This window comes from Streptomyces sp. NPDC002835, assembly GCF_053591995.1.
The window spans coordinates 176,956-193,820 of the sequence record NZ_JBSFUW010000013.1 but is presented as its reverse complement, the minus strand read 5'-3'; the positions used below and the strand labels follow the sequence as shown (position 1 = coordinate 193,820).

Sequence of the window (16,865 nt, the reverse complement as noted above, 5' to 3'; positions counted from 1 at the left end):
CCCTCCCGAAGGAGGTTCATCGTTCGACTTGCATGTGTTAAGCACGCCGCCAGCGTTCGTCCTGAGCCAGGATCAAACTCTCCATGAATGTTTACCCGTAATCGGGTGCACACTCGAAGAGCGGAACAACCGGTCGGAATAAGACCGGTCGTTCACAGCGTCCTCGCTGTGTTGTTGCCGCCCCGCAAGCGGGACGGACTTTTCAAAGGAACCTCGACCATCCGAAGATGGACGGGGTATCAACATATCTGGCGTTGATTTTTGGCACACTGTTGAGTTCTCAAGGAACGGACGCTTCCTTTGTACTCACCCTCAGGTCTCCCTGTGGGCTTTCCTCCGGGCGCTTCCCTTCGGTCTTGCGTTTCCGACTCTATCAGATCTTTCCGATCCGATTTCCCCGGTGCTTTCCGGCCTTTCGACCTTCCGGCGGCTCCGACTCTATCAGACTCTTTCGGGCCTGACTCCCAGTCAGCAGGAGTTGTCATCGCGGCTGTTCGGCCGTTCCGACGAGTGAGACTTTAGCGAATCGTCGGCCGCGACGCTAATCGGGGCCGGCGTCCTTTCGAACGCTGATTCTTCATTTCGCAAAAGTGCACGAAAGGCAAGCGACACGGAATGTCGCTCGTCTCGAAGTGGTCTTGCGGAGTGGCTGCCCGGGGCCGACCGGAGTCGGTGCTCACGTCGGGCAACCCGGAGAACACTACGGATGCCGGTTCCTGGTGTCAACCCGCCCCTGGCCTGCCCTGAGCGGTAGCCTCTGGGGCATGACATCGCGCATGTGCTTCCTTCAGTGGTGGGCCGCCTGACGGCGGCCGGCACCTGCGCATGCACTCACGGCCGCCGCCTCGGCGGCCGTTCTCGTTTCTCCCTCCTCAGGGGGTCCGGCCGCTGAACGCGGCGGCTCCGATCAGGAGACGGAGTACGTAATGAAGCGGATCTTCAGCGGGATCAAGCCGACGGGGCATCTGACCCTGGGGAACCACCTCGGGGCCCTGCGCGGCTGGGTCGAGACCGACCAGCACCGGGCTGACGCGCTGTTCAGCGTCGTCGACCTGCACGCGCTCACCGTCGAACACGATCCCGCCCGGGTACGCAGACTCAGCCGCCAGGCGGCGACGCTGATGCTCGCGGCCGGTCTGGACCCCGAGCTGTGCACGATCTTCGTCCAGAGTCATGTGGACGAACACGCCCGGCTGTCGTACCTCCTCGAATGCACGGCGACGGACGGCGAGATGCGGCGCATGATCCAGTACAAGGAGAAGAGCGTCCGGGCGCGCGCCGCCGGGCAGAGTGTGCGGCTGTCCCTGCTTACGTACCCGGCACTCATGGCGGCGGACATCCTGGCCTACGGCGCCGACGAGGTACCGGTGGGCGAGGACCAGACCCAGCATGTGGAACTGACGCGCGATCTGGCTGTGCGGTTCAACCAGCGCTACGGGCACACGTTCACCGTGCCCCGTGCCACACGTCCTCCGGTGGCGGCCCGGGTCATGGATCTGCAGGACCCCACGTCGAAGATGGGGAAGTCCCACGACTCCGGGGCCGGGATCATCTATCTGCTCGACGAGGCCGACGTGGTCCGCAAGAAGATCATGCGGGCGGTCACGGACAGCGGCCAGGACGTCGAGTACGACCCGTCGTCCCGTCCCGGCGTCGCCAATCTGCTGGAGATCCTGGCGGCCTGCACGAAAGAGGACCCGAAGGAGCTGGCCGGTACGTACACCTCTTACGGCGCTCTGAAGAAGGACACGGCCGAGGCGGTCCTGGAGCTGCTGCGTCCCGTCAGGGAGCGGCACGCCGAGCTCGTCGCCGATCCGGGACACGTCGACGCGGTCCTGAAGAAGGGGGCCGAGCGGGCCAGGGGGATGGCACGTCCGACGGTGGACGCCGCGTACCGGGCGATCGGGCTGCTGCCGGCGGGGTGAAGAACACACCGGGGGACCGGCGGCGCGGGCGCGGTCGGTCTCCCGGCGCCGGGCCCGCGCAGCCAGGGCATATGACAAGGTCGGCCGGCGGCCGTGGCGCCGGCCCGGCGGGCCCGTGCAGAGTCACTACGCACGCAGTACCGCCGATGTGCCGCCGATTCCGTGGGCGGACGGTCCCGGTCCGGCTCCTGCGACCGGTCTTACCTCCCAACGCACCGCCTCCCACAGTATGTTGAAGGTTCGTCACCGATAGTGGCCTCGGGGTCCGGTCTCCCGCCAGGGCGGCCGGACCCCGGCACGTCCGGCACCGGTCGGGCGTCCACGGGGAAGAAGAACATGATGCGGATGGAAGAGAACACGGTCCGGCTGCCGCTGAACGAGGCGGCGTGGATCCGAGCCGTACGGACGGACCCGGTCGCCGAGGCGCTGGAGTCCGCCGGGTACGACGTGTCCGTCGAGACGCTGGACGGCGAGGTCGGCACAGCGCCCGACTGGGCCGCCGGCGACGAGGAGGAAGCGGCGGCCGCCGAGCAACTCGGGCTGCGGCTCTCCCTCGCCTACCGGCTCGGCCGGGGCCCCGGCTCCACCCTGCTGTGCACCGCGCGGATCTGGCTTCCGCAGGCGGCGACGCTGCCGCACGACGCGGCCCTGTGGCCGCTGCGCCGCTGGGACCAGCCGCTCCAGCTCGTCGACGATCTGCGCTGCCGGATGGCGTACGCCCAGGAGCGCGCGCGGTTCGGGCTCCGCGCCGGCGCGCCGGTACCGGTGCTGGAGCTGGAGCGGACCGGCGTGACGCTCACAGGTCACGTCACCGACCGGATGCTGCTGGTGCTGCCGTCCGACCGGGTCACCCTCGGCCAGGGCGCGCTGCGCCGCCGGCGCAGCACCGTGCCGGTGGGCTGACCGGCCGCCGCCGCGCCCGCCCACAAAAAAGACCGCTCGTCCTTTCCTTTTCTGGAAAACGGACGGGCGGCTTTTTTATGCCCGCTCGACCTGACGGGGTCGCCCGGATACTTTCCGGGATTCACCGCCACCTGATGGAAAAGCAGGGCGACTTCGTCTGGTGAATGTGGCGTTCGCATCATGTGACGAAGTTCGGGGGCCCGCTTTGACCCTCCTATTTCTCGCACCCAGACTCGAGTTGGGGTCGATTCTCGGAAATCCAGGGTGGGTTGGGAATCGATTCACCGGCGGCAGGAACCGATGAAGAATTCTCACGAGGGAGGTCCTGGGTGACGAGCAATACAATCTCGGCAAGGCCGGCCGTATTCGGAGAAGCACTTCCTGACAGCGAATGGCAGCGCTGGCGGAAGCTGCCGGCTCTGCAGCAGCCCGAATGGGAGGACGCCGAGGCCCTCGCCGCGGCGACGGCCGAACTGGCCCGGCGGCCCCCGCTTGTCGCGGCCGAGGAGATACGCACCCTCGGCTATCTCCTGGCAGAGGTGGCCGAGGGTCTGCTCCATGTGGTCCAGGCGGGCGACTGCGCCGAGGACCCTCTTGAATGCCAGCCCGAATACGTCACACGCAAGACCGCGCTGCTCGACGCCCTCGCCGGGATGATGGCGCTGCACTCGCTGCGGCCGGTGGTCCAGGTGGGGCGGATGGCGGGCCAGTTCGGCAAGCCGCGCTCCAGCTCCACCGAGGTCGTCGGCGGTGTCGAACTGCCGGTCTACCGCGGCCACCTGGTCAACGCGCCAGAGGCCGACCCGGAGCTGCGCAGGCCCGATCCGCGCCGACTGCTGTCCGGGCACGACGCGGCGGCGACGGCGATGGACGCCCTGCGGTCGCGGTCGGTGCGTTCGCTCTCGCCGGTCGACGCGCCGGTGTGGACGAGCCACGAGGCGCTGGTGCTCGACTACGAGCTGCCGCAGCTGCGGCGCGACGAGGAGGGCCGGCCGGTCCTCACCTCGACGCACTGGCCGTGGATCGGTGACCGGACCAGGCAGCTGGACGGCGCCCATGTCGCCCTGCTCGCGTCCGTCGCCAACCCGGTGGCGTGCAAGGTCGGCCCGACGATGGACCGCGACGGGCTGCTCGCGCTGTGCGAGCGGCTCGACCCGGACCGTACGCCAGGCCGGCTGACGCTCATCTCGCGGATGGGCGCCGACCGGGTCGGCGAGCGGCTGCCCGGGTTCGTACGCGCGGTGCGGGAGGCCGGGCACCCGGTCATCTGGCTCTGCGACCCGATGCACGGCAACACCGTCGGCTCCCCCGACGGTTTCAAGACCCGCCTCGTCACCACGGTGATCCGTGAGGTCGAGGAGTTCCAGAAGGCCGTCACCGAGGCCGGGGGCACGGCGGGCGGGCTGCACCTGGAGACCACGCCCGACAAGGTCTCCGAGTGCGTCCACGACGCCTCGCAGCTGGACCGGGTCGGTGACAAGTACACGAGCCTGTGCGACCCGCGGCTCAACCCGAACCAGGCGCTGGAAGTCGCCGCCGCCTGGCAGATCTAGACCCACGGCGCGAAAAGCACAGCGCGAAAGGCACAGCGCAACAGGCAGGACACGAACAACGCGACACAAGAACGCCGCACGAGGAACGCGACGACTCGAACGCACGACGGTTCGAGCATCCGGCGTTCGTCGTACGCCGTTCGACGCACGACGTATCACCACGCGACGCGGTACCCGCGAAAGGCGCGGGAAAAGCACGACGTGCAACAGACCACGTCGCGACATCCGCAGCAGCACATGGCGGCGGTTCGCCGGGATTTCGGTGCGGCGTCGCGCCGCATCACCTGTTCCGGCGGCCCGGCCGCCGCAATCCCCGAGCTTTGGGACCACGATGATTGCCGACAAGACGGAAAAGAAGGTCGCCCTCGTCACCGGTGCCGCCGGTGGCATCGGCGAAGCAGTGGTGCGCGCTCTGGCGGCCGATGGCACCGCGGTCGCCATGGTCGACCGGAACGTGGAGCCACTGGAGGAACTGGCCAAGGAACTGCGCGCGGTGGGGCAGGTGGCCGAGGCCTACCCCGCGGATGTCACGGACAGCGCGGACGTCGACGCCGTGGTGGCGGCGGTCGAGCAGCAGCTCGGCGGCATCCAGTACCTGGTGAACGGCGCCGGCGTGCTCCGCCTCGGCAAGGCGAAGGCGCTCAGCGACCAGGACTGGGCGACGACGTTCGCGGTCAACACCAGCGGGGTCTTCTTCGTCTCCCGCGCGGTGGTCAACCGCATGGTCGAGCGCGGCACCGGCGCGATCGTCACCGTCGCCTCGAACGCCGCGGGCACGGCCCGCGTGGACATGTCCGCGTACTCCGCGTCCAAGGCCGCCTCGACCATGTTCACCAAGGTCCTCGGCCTGGAGGTGGCCCGCTACGGCATCCGCTGCAACGTGGTCGCGCCCGGCTCGACCGACACGCCGATGCTGACCTCCCTGTGGGACGACGGCAGCGCTGCGCGCTCCTCGATCGACGGCGTCCCCGGCGCCTTCCGCGTCGGCATCCCGATGGGCCGGCTCGCCCAGCCCTCGCACGTCGCCGACGCGGTGCTGTTCCTCCTGTCCGACCGTGCCGCGCACATCACCATGCACGACCTCACCGTGGACGGCGGTGCGGCGCTCGGCCACTGACCGACCGTCACTCAACAGCCGAGAGGAAGATCCGGATGGCTCTGCCCACGATCAGCCCCTACCCGATGCCCGGTCAGGGGGACATGCCCGAGAACATCGCGCGGTGGACCGTGGACCCGCAGCGCGCGGTCCTGCTGATCCACGACATGCAGAAGTACTTCCTCCGGCCGTTCCCGGCCGGGGAGTCGCCGGTGACCGACCTGGTCCGCAACGCCACAGCCCTGAGGGAGCGCTGCGCCGCCCTCGGCATCCCGGTGACGTACACCGCCCAGCCGGGCGGCATGACCGACGAACAGCGCGGCCTGCTGAAGGACTTCTGGGGCCCGGGGATGACCGTGGACCCGGAGCACAAGAAGGTCGTCGACGGACTCGTCCCCACCGAGGGCGACACCGTCTTCACCAAGTGGCGCTACAGCGCCTTCTTCCGTACCGAACTGCTCGAGCTGCTGCGCGGCACCGGCCGGGACCAGCTCATCGTCTGCGGTGTGTACGCCCACGTCGGCATCCTCATGACGGTCACGGACGCCTTCACGCACGACATCCAGCCGTTCCTCGTCGGCGACGCCATCGCGGACTTCTCGCACGACCACCACCGGATGGCCCTGGACTACGCGGCGCAGCGCTGCGCCATGACCGTGACCACCAAGACGGTGCTGTCCCAGCTGGGGCAGAACGAGGACGGCAGGGGGGACCGGTGACCGACGACGGAACCCTGGCACTGGTCCTCGCCGCGGACCCGCCGCCGTTCGCCCTGCTGCACCGCCCCGAGGCGGGCGGCGCGGACCGGGTCGACGTGCTCATCGGCGAGCCGGTCGCCACGGCGGTCCTCGCGGACGTCCCGACCAGCCACGGCGTCCGGATGGCCGGCACGGGCCGCGCCGAGCACGAGGCGCTGGTCGTGGTGCCGTACCGGCAGATCACCGAGCGCGGTTACGCGGCGGCCGACGACGGCGCCCCGCTGATCACCCTGTCGGTGCGCGACCAGGAGTCGCTGGAGCTGCGTGAGGTGCTCGACCGGCTGCCCGACCTGCCGATCGACGTGTCGGACGGCCGTTTCGACGTCGACGACGCCGCGTACGCGCAGACCGTGCGGGAGATCCTCGCCGACGAGATCGGGACGGGTGAGGGCGCCAACTTCGTCATCAGGCGGTCGTTCGTCGCGGACATCACCGGCTGGTCCCCGGCGACCGCGCTGACCTTCTTCCGGCGGCTGCTGGAGGGCGAGCGGGGCGCGTACTGGACGTTCGTCGTGCACACCGGCGACCGTACGTTCGTGGGCGCCAGCCCGGAACGGCACGTGAGCCTGCACGGCGGCACCGCCGTGATGAACCCCATCAGCGGCACCTACCGCTACCCCTCCACCGGTCCGACGCTGGAGGGTGTGACCGCCTTCCTCGCCGACCCCAAGGAGGCCGACGAGCTGTACATGGTGGTCGACGAAGAGCTCAAGATGATGGCGCGCATCTGCGACGGCGGCGGGCGGGTGGTGGGTCCGTACCTCAAGGAGATGGCCCGGCTCGCGCACACCGAGTACTTCATCGAGGGGCACAGCACCCGCGACCCGCGCGAGATCCTGCGGGAGACGCTGTTCGCCCCGACCGTCACCGGCAGTCCGCTGGAGAGCGCGGCGAAGGTGATCGCCAAGTACGAGCCGCAGGGCCGCGGTTACTACAGCGGGGTACTGGCGCTCATCGGCCGGGACGCCGACGGCGGCCCCACCATGGACTCGGCGATCATGATCAGGACCGCGGAGATCTCGGACAGCGGCCGGGTCACCATCGGTGTCGGCGCGACCCTCGTCAGGGACTCGCGGCCCGAGTCCGAGGTGGCGGAGACCCGGGCCAAGGCGTCCGGGCTGCTCGCCGCACTCGGCGGCCGCGAATCCGGGCTGTCCCGGCACCCGGACGTGCTGGCGGCGCTGGACCAGCGCAACCGGTCGATCTCGGCGTACTGGCTGGAGGAGCCCGGCGCCCGCGACCGCGAGGAGCCGGGCCTCGCCGGCAAGCGGGTCCTGGTGGTCGACGCGGAGGACACGTTCACCGGCATGCTGGCACACCAGCTGCGCTCGCTGGGCATGGAGGTGACGGTCCGGCGCTTCGACCAGGAGTACACCTTCGACGGCTGCGACCTGGTCGTGCTCGGGCCAGGGCCCGGCGATCCGCGCGACACCGGGCATCCGAAGATCGCGCATCTGCACGGCGCGACCCGGGAACTGCTGGCGCGGCGCGTCCCGTTCCTGGCGGTGTGTCTGAGCCATCAGGTGCTCAGCACGATCCTCGGTCTCGACCTGGTGCGCAGGGAGCGGCCCAACCAGGGCGTGCAGCGGAAGATCGACCTGTTCGGGCGGCCCGAGCAGGTGGGCTTCTACAACACGTTCGCCGCCCGCAGCGCCACCGAGACCGTACGGCCCGAGCTCGTCGGCGCACCGGTCGGCGTGAGCCGCGACGCGGTCACCGGTGAGGTGCACGGGCTGCGCGGACCGGGTTTCCGCTCGGTGCAGTTCCACCCCGAGTCGATCCTGACCGAGGACGGCGTGCGGATCGTGCGCGATCTGCTCGCCCCCCTGACGGCCGACTGATCCAGGGCTACCCCGCCCCGGTCGGCCTGCCGGTCCGGCACCATCCCCCGCTGCCGGACCGGCACTCTCGGTGCGCCGCGGGCGCGGTGTTCCTCCTCCCCGGAACATCCGCCCGCGGCCGCCGCACCCCAGACCCCCACGCACCCTCGCGCACCTTCGGACAACAGACCTGACACAGGCGGGTGTTCACCGCCGAGGAGGACAGCCATGCATGCCGTAGTCGTCTGGTGGGAACTCGCCGGCACCGGTCGCACCATCGCCGATCTGCGCGACTTCCTCAGGGACGAGGCCGTGGACCGGTTCGCCGCCGTGCCCGGACTGGTGCTCAAGACGTGGATCTCCGACGAGGCGACCCAGCGCTGGGGAGCGGTCTTCCTGTGGGAGTCCGCGGAGGCCGCCGCCCAGCCGATCCCCACCCGCGCCGCCGAGATCATCGGCGCTCCGCCCGGCCACCGCCACGCCTTCGACGTGGAGGCCACCGTCCAGGGCGTGCACACCCTGGCCTCGCTCTCAGGACACGGTCTTGCCTTCGCGTCCTGAGGTCCGCCCGGCCGCCGTGCTGATCGGCGCGCCCGGCGCGGGGAAGACCACGGTGGGCCGGCGGCTCGCCGCTCTGCTCGGCGTCGGCTTCCGCGACACGGACGCCGATCTGGAGGCGGCGGCGGGCACGTCGATCGCCGACATCCTGAACGGCGCGGGCGAGGCCCACTTCCGGCTGCTGGAACGGGCCGCGGTGCACCGCGCGCTGGCCCGGCACGGCGGTGTGCTCGCGCTGGGCGGCGGGGCGGTCCTGGACACGTCCGTGCAGCAGGCGCTGCGCTCGCACACGGTCGTCCATCTCGCCGTACCGCTGGACCAGTTGCTGCAACGCGTCGGGAACGCGGCGAGCCGGCCGCTGCTCGCGGACGATCCGCGCGGCCGGCTCGCCACCGTTCTCGGCGTACGCACCCCGATCTACCGCAGGCTGGCCCGCCACTCCGTGGCCGTGGCGGCCGGCGAACGGCCCGGCGAGGTCGCCGGACGGATCACCGCCCTGCTGTCCGGCCGGTCCCCGCAGCTGTCCGTACGACAGCCACTACGACAGTCCCTGCGAGCGAAGGAGTCCGCGTGAGCGTCACTCTTGAAGCGACCGTGCCCGCCGCGCTCGGCGGTCCCGTACGCGTCCGGGCCGACGGTGAACGGCCGTACGACGTGCTGATCGGCGAGGCCGCCGCCGCGCTGCCGGAGCTGGTCCCCCGGGCGGCGCGGACGGTCGCCCTCGTCCACGACGAGGCTCTGAGCTGTCAGGTGCGGTCGGTCCGTGCGGCGCTGGAGGCCACCGGCCGCCGGGTCGCCGTGCTGCAGATCCCGCGGGGCGAGGCGGCCAAGCAGATCGGCGTGCTGGCCGGTGTGTGGTCGAGGCTCGCAGCCGCGGGCATCACCCGCACCGACGCCGTGGTCGGTTTCGGCGGCGGCGCGTCCTGCGACCTCGCCGGGTTCGCGGCGGCGACCTGGCTGCGCGGGGTGGCGCTGCTCCTGGTGCCGACGACGCTGCTCGGCATGGCCGACGCGGCCGTCGGCGGCAGCACCGGGATCAATGTGCCCGAGGGCAGGAACCTGGTCGGCGCCTGCCATCCGCCGGCCGGGGTGGTCTGCGATCCGGCGCTGCTCGCGACGGTGGGGGACGAAGGGCACCTCGGCGGTCTCGCGGAGGTGCTCAAGGCCGGATTCGTCGCGGACCCGGCGGTTCTCGATCTCGTCGCCGCCGATCCGGCGCGGGCGGCGCGAGCCGGTGCCCCCCTGGTCACCGAACTGATCGAGCGCGCCGTACGGGTGAAGGCCGACGCGGTCGCCGGGGAACGCGCCTGGTCCCTGGGGTACGGGCACGCCCTGGGCCGTGCGATCGAGCGGGTGGAGCGCTACCGCACCCGGCCGGGGCACGCGGTCGCCGTCGGCATGGTGTTCGCCGCCGAACTGGCCCGGCTGACCGGCTCGCTCGACGACGACGCCGTGGACCGGCACCGGGTGCTGCTCCGTGCGGTGGGGCTGCCGACCTCGTACCCGCTCGACGCCTGGGGCGCGCTGCGCGAGTCCCTGCGGACGGGGGCCGGGGGCGAGGAGCCGGGGATCGTCGTCCTCGACGGGGTCGGCCGGCCCGCGGTGCTCGACGACCCGTCGTCCGAGCTGCTGGACGAGGCGTACCGCCGGATCGCCGCAACTGGTTGATAAAAAAACGACCAAGTCGCCTGTTTTAAGACCCCGAGGGTCCTGGAGGGTTGCCCTTCCGGGGCCCTCATCCGGACTTCTCCGGGTCGGCCCGGATGTGGGGCGGTAAGGCGCAGGACGGATCCCGCCGTTCGGGGGAATCGGCCTCCGATGCGGGCACCCCTGGGCCGCTCCCCGCCGCCCCGCCACGCCCCCTGAGGCCTGCACTGAATCCAGACAGCACACCTCGGTCTGAACGTACCCTCTTCTCAGGCCCGATACTATACAGATCAGTCTGTTGATTTGGCACGAGGGTAAGGATCCTGACATGGCTCGACAGGAACGCGGAAAGCGGTCGCGACGTTCGATCCTGGAGGCCGCCGCCCAGGTGTTCGACGAGCGGGGCTACGACGCTGCGAGCACCACCGAGATCCTGGCCAGAACCGGGCTCACCCGTGGTTCGCTGTACCACCACTTCCCCTCCAAGGAAGCCATCGCCCTCGCCTTGGTGGACGCGCACGCCGAAGCCCTGGATATCCCGGACCAGCCGGTGAAGCTCCAGTCCGTCATCGATCTGACCCTGGAGTACGGCAGGCGGCTCCGGCACGACACGGTGCTGCGCGCCAGCGTGCGCCTGACAATCGAGCAGACATCCTTCTCCCGCTCGCGTACCGCCTACGAGCAGTCCCACACAGCCGTCCTCGGAATACTGAGGCAGGCCGAGGAGCGGGGCGAGCTCCTGCCGGGTGTGGACGTGCAAGAGGCCGCGTCGACCATCGTCGGGGCCTTCGCCGGTCTTCAGATCATGTCCCAGGCGTACAACGACCGGGAGGATCTGATCGAACGGGTGGGCGCGTTCTGGCGGTTCCTGCTGCCGGGCCTCGCCATCCCCGGCCTGATGGGGCGGCTGCGCACCACCCCGCCGCCGGTCGTCGTGGAGGAATGAGAACCGAGGACCGAGGACCGGGCCGCGCAGGCGCGTCAGTCGCCGGCGGGACCTGGGGTACGGCTGCGCTCAGACCAACTCGTCCCCGGCGGGGCGGAACAGTGGGCGCAGCAGCTCCCAGAGCCGCTGAATGGTCCTGCCGTCCCACCAGTCGGGGTCCGTGCGCCCCAGCGACTCGAGGCCGGCCGCCACCACCACAGTCAGGTCGGCCAGGTCCTGCGCCGGAGGAACGGCCCCCTGATATGCGTCGACGACACGCTTGTGAAACATCGTCAGCAGGTCGTCGCGCAGTCGAGGGGGCCCGGCCGACCCGTCCGCCGCCAGCTCCATGCCGGCCCGAACCAGCTTCTCGGTTCGCAGGGCCTCGCCAAGAGCGACGAGGAAGCGCCCCGGCGCGTCCGCCGCCGGACCCGCGAACGCCTCCTCCGTCATCACGGCGACCCGATGATGCGCCTGCTCGTACACGGCGGCCGCCAGCGCCGCGGTCGAGGGGAAGTGGTAGTAGAGAGCCCCACGACTCACACCGGCCCTGCGGCAGATGTTGACCAGCCCCGCATCGGACAGCCGACCGTCCGCGATCAACTCGGCCGCGGCATGGACGAGCGCCTGGCGGGTGTGTTCGGCCCGCGTCTGCATCAGGCTGCACCTGCCTTCTCTTCCTCTGAGTGTGAGCAATGCGCGAATGACCCCTCAGGCCAGTAGCCAAGACAGATCATACAACCCCGCATGTTTTTATGGGGTCTTCGCCGCCTGAAAATCCCTCTCCGATCCTCACGACTGCCTCAAACACCCTGCACGCGCGACTATTTGCCCGAAATCATCCCCATGACCGGTCAGCTCTCAGCCATGAGGAACCGTGCAGACCTGTATGTTATGCTGGGCATTGTGGAGCCGGTGAGCGGTTGGCGTCCCGGCATCCCGGCATCCCGGCAGGCACAGCGGAAAAGACGGATCCGGGCCCGGCGAACAGATCGCCGGACCCGGATCGGGTGGGGAAGGACGTGCTCGGAAGGCCGTCTCAGGCCGCTTGCAGGCTCTGCTGGTACCAGTGCGCGGCGCGCCGGATCCCGGTGTCGAAGCCGACACCGGGATCACGACTGAGATCGGACCAGATCGGGGTGCTGTCGAAGACGTGATCAGTCGTCAGCATGTCGAGTGTGGCCGGCGATCGGCCGTTCTCCGCAAGGATCGCCCGGGCCTGTTCGACGGTGAGTTCTTCATCCGGCCAGGGAGTCGCGGTGCACTCGGCGACGGCGCGCAGCACGGCGTCCGCCGTGACGGGCGCCGGGTGAGCGGCGTGGTAGATGAACGACGCGGGAGACTCCCGCGCGGCGCGCCTCCTCCATGGGGGCGGCGGCCCCACAGGCGTTGACGGGCTCGTAGGCCTCGGCGGTTCCGCCGATCTGCGCGGCGCAGCGGATCAGGAAATCGACGCCGTCGCACACCCCGCACAGCGATGCGGGGTCTGCCAGATCGACCGGGACGATACGGGGACCCGAATCGAGCACGGGCGGCGGTGTGACATGAGCCGAAGCTCGGCCCGCTGTCGCTCCGCTTCGACGCGACCGCCCACGAAGCCGGACGCGCCGATGGTCAGGATGGTGGGCAGTCGGCCTTCCCCAAGGTGGCGGCCGGCTCAGCGGGGGCTGGGTCTCAGCGTGAGTTCGGCGGTGAAGACGGCCTCCTCCTGCTGCACTCCCTCCACCCGCACCACAGCGCCGCCGTCGGCGTCCCGGCGCTCGAGGTGCGCCGTGATCCAGCACGGGGCGTTTAACTCGGCGTAGCACTCGAAGTTGCTCGTGACGCCGACCACGAGGGCGTCGGGCATCCCGGTCACGGCATGGGCCGCCTGCCGAGCGGCCTCCAGCAGCACCATGCCGGGAACATGGTCGACCGGGTGGTCGAAGTAGGTCGGATGAGCGGTGTCGATCCGCAGTTCCCAGCGGTTCCCGGCGCCCGGCGCGGGCTCGGCGAGCACGACGTGTCGTGCGCTGGCGTGGCCCACGAGGGCCGCGGCGACAGCCGGCGGCACTGTGCGGTCGGTGGTGGTGGCACGCTCGCCGCGCAGCCGGCGGTGCACCGCCGGGCTCATGCACCGGAAGGCCGCCCCGGCGGTGGCCAGGGTCCTGCCGTCGCGGAGCACCTCGACGTCGTAGCGCATCCCGGTGAGCGAGCTGCCCCGGCGAACGATGTCGCGGCAGACCGTGCGCAGTTCGATCTCGGTGGGGACGGCGTCCGCCACGAAAAGTTCAGGTTCGGCGGCGATGGATATGTCCCACATCAGGAACTGGTACCCGAACGGCACCCCGAACTCGGCGTGGGCGAGGAGGGACCCGACCTGACGGACGGACTCGATCAGGAGCATCGGGTCCTGGTAAACGCCCTCGCGGGCGAAGAGCGAGTGACTGCGCGGCCACTGGGCTTTGACCGTGAACCCCTCCCGGTGCTCGGTGCCGGCGAGTTCGTCGGACTCCCAGCCGGTCAGCAGGACTTCCGACACGGCGGCGCGATGGACGTACTCCCGGGGGACCGTCGTGGTCAGCCGGGGGTACGGGGCGCTCGCGGCAACCCCGTTCGTACAGGTCTTCACCGCAACGGTGCGGTGCTCATGTGACTTCTGGGCGAGATACGACATCTGCAGCGCTCCTGTCAGTTTCAGGGCAGGGGGAGCAAGCCGTACGCCGACGACCACCCCCCATGGCCGACGACCTTCCGCGACCAACAAGATACAGACATGTCAGTTCGTTTTTTCAAGTGCTGGGGAATCTCCACTTGGGGAACGAGCCGCTCCGGACCCTTGGCCGACAGGGGGAAATCGCGCCATTCGTGACCTTGGAGTGCCAAAACATGACGCCTTGTATGGTTAGATCCTGAAGTACCGCCTCCAGGCGACCCATCCATGACGCATCTTTCGGGCACTACGCCGCCACTCCCGCGAAATTGACGCCATGCCACGTCCGCCGCACACGTTGACAATCAGACAAGTCTGTTTGGTATCTTGGCTGTCGTGAGCGTTCAGCAGTCCGAAACGCCGGGACTGCGCCACAGGGGGAGCGGATGAATCGCGGCAGAGCGTGGATCTACCTGGGCCCCTTCGGAGCAATACCCCCGCACCGCCCTGCGGTCGGGCAGACACAGCGAGCGAAATAGAAACCGACTGCGTGGTTTGATCTTGTTCGAGTTGGTCTGGAAAGCCACTCCCCGGCCAGCCCGGACGGAGGGGCCCGACCCAGGCCGCATCCAGGGGAAGGGGGCCCTGTGGAAGGGGCCAAGGACAGGGAAGGACGACCGGACATCGCCTGGGGCGATGTCGACGACGACTTTGTTACCGACTTCTCGAAGCGCATGCTCACTTCACTGCCCCGCCGGGATCAGCGCGAGCGCGGTGAGTGGTACATCTCCGGACTGCTCACCATCCCCGGGCGCAAGTCCATGCGGTCGATCGCCTCGGTGATCGGCGGCGGCGCGGCCGAACAGCGGCTGCACCACTTCATCAGCAAGTCGTCCTGGGACTGGCTGCCGGTACGCAGGGCCCTGGCCGGCCACCTGGACCGGACGCTGCTGCCCCACGCCTGGGTGGTCCGGCCGATGTTCGTCGTCAAGACGGGCGAACACACGGTGGGAGTCGAGGAATCCTTCGTTCCCCAGCTCGGCCGGGTCGTCAACAGCCAGAAGTCGTACAGCGTCTGGCTGGCCAACGAGGAGCAGAGCGCACCCATCAACTGGCGGCTGATCCTGCCCAGCGACTGGCTGCAGGACAAGGAGCGGCGCAAGCGCGCGGAGATACCGGACGGCGAGGGCGAGTCCGATCCCGGCGCCGTCGCGCTGCACACGGCCCTGGAGCCGCTGCGCGCCTGGGGCCTGCGCTGCCGCCCCGTGGTGATGGACGTCCGTGACCACGACGCGGGCGAGTTCGCGCGGAACTTCTCCCGCAAAGGCATCCCGTTCGTGCTGCGCATCGGCCCGACGACGCTGCTGCTGCCGAACGAGACGCTGTCCACAGGACACGGCGACCGGCTGCTGCAGGCCCAGCAGTTAGTCGAGTGGGTGAAGAAGGCGTCCCGTCAGGTCGGCTGGATCGATCCGCACGGTTCGATCAACCGCTCGGCGCTCGTGACCGGCACGAAGGTCACCCTGCCCGCGCCGGGCGGAGGGCTGCCGCTGCAGCTCGCGGGCGCCTGGTCGGGCTGGGAGCGGCAGCCGGGAGAGCTGTGGCTGACCAACCTGACCGACGCTCCGCCGGCCGTGCTGCTGCGGCTCGGGAGGCTGACGGAACGGGTCGAGCACGACTTCGGCCGGATCAGCACCCGGGTCGGCGTACGGGACTTCGAGGGCCGTACGTTCGGCGGCTGGCACCGCCATGTCACGCTCAGCTCCGTGGCGCACGCGATCGTGACGATCTCGACCGCGCGCCGGCAGGGTGAGCGCGGCGAACGAAGGCTGATCCGCTCGGCGTAGCGCCCGGCCGGCAGGTCCCGCCCGGCCCTGGGAGGTCCCCCGCACACGCCCTCGGGCACGGGTGGTGTCCCGGGCGACGCGCGACGGGCGAGCGACGCCGGCGGGCAGGGGCGGGCAGGCCCCGGGCCGCTGCGTCCCCCCGCGCGGCGGAACGGGCGTGCCGTCAGCGCACCGCTGGGCCCGGTACGGCCCCGGACCCCGCCGAAGTCGTCGGCCGCGTCATGCCGCCCTGTGGTCGAGCTCCGCCGTCATCGCGCGGCGCATCGCCTCCATGGGCACGTCCGAGCGGCCGGTCATCAACTCGACCTGCGCCGCGGCCTGATGCAGCAGCATCGCGTGGCCGCCGACCGCCCGGGCACCGCTGAAGCGGGCCGCCCTGGCGAGCCTCGTCGGCCAGTGCGTGTACGCGACGTCGAAGATGTCGGCCCCGCCGCGCGCGATCGCCGCGGCGTACGGATCGGCCGCGCCCGCGGGCAGCGTCGAGACGACGAGGCCCGCGCCGCTCAGCGCGTCGGACAGTTCGTCGAAGGTGAAGTAGCGCACGGCGATGCCGAGCCGGGTCGCGGCCGCGCACACCTGGCCGCCGGGGATCCGTTCCCGTACGACGACCGGGATCTCGGTCTGTCCCAGCTCCTTCAGCGCCGCCAGCGCCGAGCAGGCGGTGGCGCCGTCGCCGAGGATCACCGCGTCGGGCCGGCTCGCGGCCAGGCCCTCCTCGCGCAGTGCCGTGACGATGCCGTGGACGTCGGTGTTGTGGCCGTACCGTCTGCCGTGCCGCAGCACGACCGTGTCCGCGCCGCCGACGTCCAGCGCCAGCGGGGTCACCTCGTCGACGAGCGGCAGGACCCCGCGCTTCAGCGGCACGGTCAGGGACAGCCCCGCCCAGGAGTCGTCGAGCGAGTCCAGCAGCCCGGGCAGCCGCCCCTCGTCGCATTCGAGGGCCGTGTAGGACCAGTCCAGTCCGAGGGCGGCGTGCGCGGCGCGGTGCAGCACCGGTGAGAGGGAGCGCGCGACGGGGGTGCCCAGCACCGCGGCGTGCTGCCGGCGTCGGTGTCCGGGACGGGTGCGCTGCCGGGAGGAGGGGAGAGCGGTTCTCATATCGATGCTCCTTGTCGGATCGGCCGAGGGGAAGGCGACGACGATCACGGAGTGCAACGGACGGCCGCCACGGGGTGCACCCGGGGTCAGGGGGGTGTGCCAC

Annotated in this window: 15 protein-coding genes and 1 rRNA gene; 11 read left to right on the top strand and 5 right to left on the bottom strand. The window is 70.4% G+C overall.

Translation table 11 applies throughout. The annotated features are described in order from the left end of the window. Window positions 1–88 (bottom strand): 16S ribosomal RNA (locus ACWD01_RS17270); the annotation flags it as partial. Window positions 89–926: 838 nt separating this feature from the next. Here ACWD01_RS17270 and trpS point away from each other — a divergent pair. The 10 genes from trpS to ACWD01_RS17220 all read left to right on the top strand — a co-directional run bounded on the left by trpS (window position 927) and on the right by ACWD01_RS17220 (window position 11,206). Beyond that, the gene (gene trpS, locus ACWD01_RS17265; RefSeq protein ID WP_451162557.1) at window positions 927–1,925 is read left to right on the top strand and encodes a tryptophan--tRNA ligase; all 999 of its coding nucleotides are present in this window, start codon (window positions 927–929) and stop codon (window positions 1,923–1,925) included. Between the two features lie 345 nt (window positions 1,926–2,270). Beyond that, window positions 2,271–2,828, top strand: a complete 558-nt coding sequence (locus tag ACWD01_RS17260; RefSeq protein WP_451162555.1) for a hypothetical protein — start codon at window positions 2,271–2,273, stop codon at window positions 2,826–2,828. A gap of 329 nt (window positions 2,829–3,157) precedes the next feature. Then, the gene (locus ACWD01_RS17255) at window positions 3,158–4,381 is read left to right on the top strand and encodes a 3-deoxy-7-phosphoheptulonate synthase (protein WP_451162553.1); all 1,224 of its coding nucleotides are present in this window, start codon (window positions 3,158–3,160) and stop codon (window positions 4,379–4,381) included. 331 nt (window positions 4,382–4,712) lie between these two features. Beyond that, window positions 4,713–5,498 carry a 2,3-dihydro-2,3-dihydroxybenzoate dehydrogenase gene (locus ACWD01_RS17250; protein ID WP_356897789.1) on the top strand — a complete coding sequence of 262 codons (786 nt, stop codon included), beginning with the start codon at window positions 4,713–4,715 and terminating at the stop codon, window positions 5,496–5,498. A 35-nt stretch (window positions 5,499–5,533) separates the two neighbouring features. Continuing rightward, window positions 5,534–6,196: an isochorismatase family protein gene (locus ACWD01_RS17245; RefSeq protein WP_451162550.1), complete on the top strand. Its 663-nt coding sequence runs from the start codon at window positions 5,534–5,536 to the stop codon at window positions 6,194–6,196. After that, window positions 6,193–8,076, top strand: coding sequence for an anthranilate synthase family protein (locus ACWD01_RS17240; protein ID WP_451162548.1), 1,884 nt, complete (start codon window positions 6,193–6,195; stop codon window positions 8,074–8,076). The genes ACWD01_RS17245 and ACWD01_RS17240 overlap by 4 nt, the downstream gene beginning before the upstream one ends. A 207-nt stretch (window positions 8,077–8,283) precedes the next feature. Then, window positions 8,284–8,616: a YdhR family protein gene (locus tag ACWD01_RS17235; protein ID WP_451162546.1), complete on the top strand. Its 333-nt coding sequence runs from the start codon at window positions 8,284–8,286 to the stop codon at window positions 8,614–8,616. Next, a complete protein-coding gene (locus ACWD01_RS17230; protein ID WP_451162544.1) occupies window positions 8,600–9,187 on the top strand; it encodes a shikimate kinase in 588 nt (195 codons plus the stop codon). Before ACWD01_RS17235 ends, ACWD01_RS17230 begins: the two co-directional genes overlap by 17 nt. Next, a complete protein-coding gene (locus ACWD01_RS17225) occupies window positions 9,184–10,281 on the top strand; it encodes a 3-dehydroquinate synthase family protein (protein ID WP_451162542.1) in 1,098 nt (365 codons plus the stop codon). The genes ACWD01_RS17230 and ACWD01_RS17225 overlap by 4 nt, the downstream gene beginning before the upstream one ends. Before the next feature lie 307 nt (window positions 10,282–10,588). Next, window positions 10,589–11,206, top strand: coding sequence for a ScbR family autoregulator-binding transcription factor (locus tag ACWD01_RS17220; RefSeq protein ID WP_451162540.1), 618 nt, complete (start codon window positions 10,589–10,591; stop codon window positions 11,204–11,206). Window positions 11,207–11,275: 69 nt separating this feature from the next. Here ACWD01_RS17220 and ACWD01_RS17215 read toward each other — a convergent pair whose 3' ends face one another. From ACWD01_RS17215 to ACWD01_RS17205, 3 genes are all read right to left on the bottom strand, one after another. Then, window positions 11,276–11,842, bottom strand: coding sequence for a TetR family transcriptional regulator (locus ACWD01_RS17215; RefSeq protein ID WP_451162538.1), 567 nt, complete (start codon window positions 11,840–11,842; stop codon window positions 11,276–11,278). A gap of 382 nt (window positions 11,843–12,224) precedes the next feature. Continuing rightward, window positions 12,225–12,470: a hypothetical protein gene (locus ACWD01_RS17210; RefSeq protein WP_451162536.1), complete on the bottom strand. Its 246-nt coding sequence runs from the start codon at window positions 12,468–12,470 to the stop codon at window positions 12,225–12,227. A 372-nt stretch (window positions 12,471–12,842) separates the two neighbouring features. Then, window positions 12,843–13,841 (bottom strand): ScbA/BarX family gamma-butyrolactone biosynthesis protein, encoded by a 999-nt coding sequence (locus ACWD01_RS17205; protein ID WP_451162534.1) that lies wholly within the window; start codon window positions 13,839–13,841, stop codon window positions 12,843–12,845. A gap of 623 nt (window positions 13,842–14,464) precedes the next feature. Here ACWD01_RS17205 and ACWD01_RS17200 point away from each other — a divergent pair. Then, the gene (locus ACWD01_RS17200; protein ID WP_451162532.1) at window positions 14,465–15,664 is read left to right on the top strand and encodes an IS701 family transposase; all 1,200 of its coding nucleotides are present in this window, start codon (window positions 14,465–14,467) and stop codon (window positions 15,662–15,664) included. Between the two features lie 219 nt (window positions 15,665–15,883). On the opposite strand, the gene ACWD01_RS17195 is transcribed toward ACWD01_RS17200, so the two are convergent. After that, complete coding sequence (locus ACWD01_RS17195) at window positions 15,884–16,762, bottom strand: shikimate dehydrogenase (protein WP_451162530.1); 879 nt, start codon at window positions 16,760–16,762, stop codon at window positions 15,884–15,886. Between the last annotated feature and the right edge of the window lie 103 nt (window positions 16,763–16,865).